The organism is Hyella patelloides LEGE 07179, assembly GCF_900659865.1.
GTDB lineage: Bacteria > Cyanobacteriota > Cyanobacteriia > Cyanobacteriales > Xenococcaceae > Hyella > Hyella patelloides.
On record NZ_LR214159.1, the window covers coordinates 1 to 4378 of the forward strand.

The 4378-nt window shown below is 39.7% G+C and carries 2 protein-coding genes and 1 pseudogene; 1 reads left to right on the top strand and 2 read right to left on the bottom strand.

All coding sequences use genetic code 11. The annotated features are described in order from the left end of the window. Nucleotides 1-124: 124 nt before the first annotated feature. Nucleotides 125-730: pseudogene (locus tag H1P_RS31280) on the bottom strand (molybdopterin-dependent oxidoreductase); the annotation flags it as partial. 825 nt (nt 731-1555) lie between these two features. Here H1P_RS31280 and H1P_RS31285 point away from each other — a divergent pair. Then, entirely contained in the window at nt 1556-1897 is a 342-nt protein-coding gene (locus H1P_RS31285) for a DUF5615 family PIN-like protein (protein WP_186376254.1), read from the top strand. Between the two features lie 12 nt (nt 1898-1909). Here the strand turns inward: H1P_RS31285 and H1P_RS31290 are convergent, their stop codons facing one another. Continuing rightward, nucleotides 1910-4282, bottom strand: coding sequence for a DEAD/DEAH box helicase (locus H1P_RS31290; RefSeq protein ID WP_342799630.1), 2373 nt, complete (start codon nt 4280-4282; stop codon nt 1910-1912). Between the last annotated feature and the right edge of the window lie 96 nt (nt 4283-4378).

Genomic DNA, 4378 nt, shown 5'->3' on the forward strand with positions numbered 1-4378 from the left:
AATTTTAAATTTGATGAACATTCCTGAATCGATTTATCTTGTTCCCCAGCTAGTTCCTAATTGACTCCAATCGCTCTAATTATTACTGTGACTTGATTTCATCGTCTTTATTTGCTCGACCATTTTTAAATTGAGCGAACCGTGAGTCTTGAATAAAGGGCCACAAATGGACGTTGGTACTGAGAGCATTACAGCCCCAGAGAATAATGTATTTGGAGTGACGAAATGTATCTGGGTCAGTGCCATGAGTTGGGCCATAGGTCATCAGATAAGCGGTACTGGTACAGGAAATACACATGGTACGCTCGGTTACGGTTGCCCCCAGACGATTAAAGAAAGCATCTCCTACGGTTAACCCATTAAGTAAGCCCTCATGACCCAGGTAGCTACAGGGCATGATTGCTTCTGCCCCATACTCGGCAATTGTTTGCTGGAAGCAACTGGTGATTTCATTTAGAGCGGTATCCCAACTGATGCGTTCAAACTCTCCACTACCCTTTGCACCAACGCGACGCATAGGATACAGCACGCGCTGTTGGCTGTAGACGCGATCTAAATAATCGCTTACCTTTCCGCACAAAGTCCCTTGGGTAAATGGATGGTCTGGATTGCCTTCTACCTTAATAGCTCGACCATCTTGAACTGTGACCAGCATCGAGCAAGTATCTGGACAATCATGAGGACAAGCTCCATGAACTACTTTTGTTTGCTTACCAATCGTGCCGACCATAGTATTAACTCCTATTTATTATTAAATTTTCAAACAATTCAGTACTTATTCAAAAAACAAACTTATATCTCAAAAAGAAAAGATTTAATATTGATGTGTATTATTAAATATCTTGACTTTGTTCAATCAGAATCACGCAACATTTAGCCAAGCAAAATTATCCTTTTCGTCAAATTCAAAAGCGATAAAATGCAACCCAAAATTTAGCCAATGTAATTTATAAAATAATCTTAAAAATTGTCAAATAAAAAAAATGCTAATTATGATACGTTTTAACTAAAGTATTAAAGTTTGATAACAATAAAAAGTTATTGTGCTTCTCTTTTATTCTTTTAACGTTGATTATAATTATTAAATAAGAGAAAAGCGCGATCGCCCAATCTCAAAATCGACCATCCAACTATTATCAATACCAACGCCAGTATTAAATTATTAAGCATTGAGAAAGTTGATAGATGCGATCTCATTTTGGTAATGGGAGTCAATCCAGGGATATTGTCAGGTTAACGAAGTCAGACATGAGATAATAGGGAAATGAACAAAAATCTCTATGCGCGTCATCGTTTTCCAGCAGAAATAATTAGTCATTGCATCTGGCTTTACAGACAGTCTTCTATCTTTATTCCTACCTTTAAAAACTATTGAAAAAGAATTTTGTTGATTCACTATCAAAAGGCAGACAGTTTTGTGCTTTGCATTCGCTTAACGAAGGAATTTGAACGGATATGAGCGCAGGTTTTGAAATAAATACTTGGGGTGCATACTGCCCCCCAAACCCCCCTGTGTACCTGTTGTTAAGAGCGACGCGGAGATAATTTAACGGCTTTGTTTCCTTTTTGTCTGTCCGCAGTCACTCTTACCGCTTCGCTACAACAGGCGAGAGTAAGAACCATTTCAGCGGTTTTAGCGATCGCCAAAATAGGAGAATATGCTTTTATTGTAGTCACTGCAAATGTTGGTGATTTCGAGAAGTTTGCTCTTGCTTTTGAGGTTCATGCGGGAATCGTGTTTATAGTTGAAGGTGATTTACTGCGTAACGAACAGATTGAGATATGTACTTCGGCAGTAAAATTTATCCAGCAAGAACTTGAAGCTGGTAGAGAGCTGATTAATCGAGTGCTTTATATTTCTATTGATGGTACAAAGCAGTTAGAAACTTTACCTTAATCGATTAATTGTTTAAGGTAGCTGTCTGATTTCTCCTGACTTCTGAATATGCTCGACCAACATTCGCGTATAACCTCCTGACTGCTGGAGTAACTCTAAATTTCCGACCAAGATCAACAACTCTTGAGCGCGACTAACGGCTACGTTTAATAGATTAGGACGACGATTGATAAACCAAAAACTATCTGTAGTCCGACATTGACGAGTAGAAAGAATAATTACCGATTTTTGCCCTCCTTGAAAAGTATGAACCGTACCGATACTGTCTCTCGTCAAATCGGAATACTTTTTCTGTAAGCGGTTATGCAGTAGATCGGCTTGAGCGCGATAGGGAGAAATCACTCCAATCGTGTTTTTATCGCTTGGGTCACAAATGCTATAACCAGATACGTGGAGATATTCCATTAGGCTACAAATTGCCTCAATTTCTTGAGGATTGGTATGTTGGTCGTAATTGCCTTCGACATGGTAAGCAATTAGATTAAAGCCAAGTTTTGATGGATTCTCTGGGGTTCTTAGAACCAAGCCATAGCGACAGAGACGTTCGGAAAAGGCAATAATTGATGGAGCGCAACGGTGATGTTCGGTTAAAATAATCCCATTCTCAGTTTCAGTTGATTCACCGAATATTCCTGCTGCTCGATGATAGGCAGTTGCGGTAGAAATAGCTGTCGGACTATAACACTCGTAGTCAGTATCGCTTAATCCTCTTTCTGTAAAAGCTGAAGAATGATATTGTTCTATGGTTGATTGACTAAAAGGAATAATCGGTTCTAATTGTAAGGGGTCTCCTACCACCATCGCTTTATTAGAGCGCACGAGGGCGGGAAATAGCTGATGTAGAGGAATCATACCCGCTTCATCGACGATTAAAAGCTCGATACAACCACTATCTGGATAAGGTAAGAGGTTTCTAATTGAATGAAGAGTCGAAGCAAAAACGGGAAAAAGTAAACTTACATCTTTTAAGATAGTTGACCAAGATGAAGCGAATTTCCGCCTGGCTTCATAGTTCCACTGTGGAGTAATGACATCTATGTAGGTTCTGAGTGAGGCAATTACTTTATCTTTGCGACGCAGTGCTTCAAGGAGTAAAAATTGTCGCGAACGCTCGAATAAATGTTGTTGCTGTTGATGATACTCTTGCGGAAAACGGGTGTAAAAGTCTTCTGTGGGATAGCTGGCGAGTTGTTGTTCTATTTGTGTTAAGCGTTCTTGAAGTTCGTTTCTTGGCTCAAGGAGAACGTTAGTTGGGTTTTGAGATTGTCGCTCGTGACTCGCTCTTGCTAACTCTAACTGTTCGGCTACAGATAACCTGGCTGCTATTAGCTCTTCACGGTTTTGAGGCAATCGAAAAGGAAAAGGGGTCGCTAAAGTTGCCGTTAGAGGAATGTTAATCGCAGCATTTAGTCGTTTGATAATCTGGTGAGTACTCGTTCTAGTAATTTTCTGCCAAAGTTTGAGTAAGAAATACCAAAGTCGCTGCCACCTGGGGGTTTTTTGAGTTTGTTGGTTAACTGTCGTTCTCGTCAAACGATTGAAGTGATGACGCGGTAGAGAACGAACTGCTTTTTCTAAATGAAATAAAATTTGTTCGTAGGCTGATTCGGGATATTGAGAGTAATCATTAGTGCTAACCTGCTGCTCGTAAGCTTCTATTTGACTATCAATTGTCTGAAGCTCAGTTTTTAGTTGTTCGAGAACGCGGATATCTCGTTCTTTTTGTCGCGCACTCTCTCGATCTAACTCTAACTGCTGCTGTAGCTCTTTTACTCCTGCCACAATCTCAGAAGATATTTGCGTCCATTTACTTTTATCAAATGTCTTAGATGACAGCCAGTCTATTGCTGCTTGTAATTTAGGTATAGCTTGTTGTTCGATAACCTCTTTTTTGCCTCCTGGGAGAGCAAAAAGGTCGGCAATGGGTAAAGTATCTAGTTTTTCTAATACATTGGATACGGCTCGATTGTTGGTACTGGTTATTAAAGTTAAATTGCTTTTGTCGATACCTATTGAGGCTAGCTGATAAGCTCGCTCGACTAAAGCGACAGCAATGGAATGTAACAGTAAAGTAGTTTTGCCAGTACCAGGCGGTCCTATAACTGAGGTCTGGTTATTTTCACTTTGATGTTTGAGAGCAGTTACTTGAGCTTTATTAGGAGGGTTGGTAGGAAAAGCACCATAAAATAAGACTTCATGGCGAGGGGGTTGGGGTTTACCGAATAAATATTCATAAGCTGGATGTCCCGAAACTGCCCAAGGAAAGTAGGAGGAGTTGTTAATTTTTTGAAGGTCTTTTTTGAGATTGTTATTAGCAGGAACAAAGTCAAAACTCAGTAGATAGGGAGAAAGTTTTAACTGGACTTTCGGAAAAAAGCGATCGATAAAGACTGTACTCTAAATAGAGAAAGCTTTTAACCTGTTTTTAGCCCCAAACAAATCCACGTTTTGCTTTATGGGCAGCAAAGATTTCTCTATTGT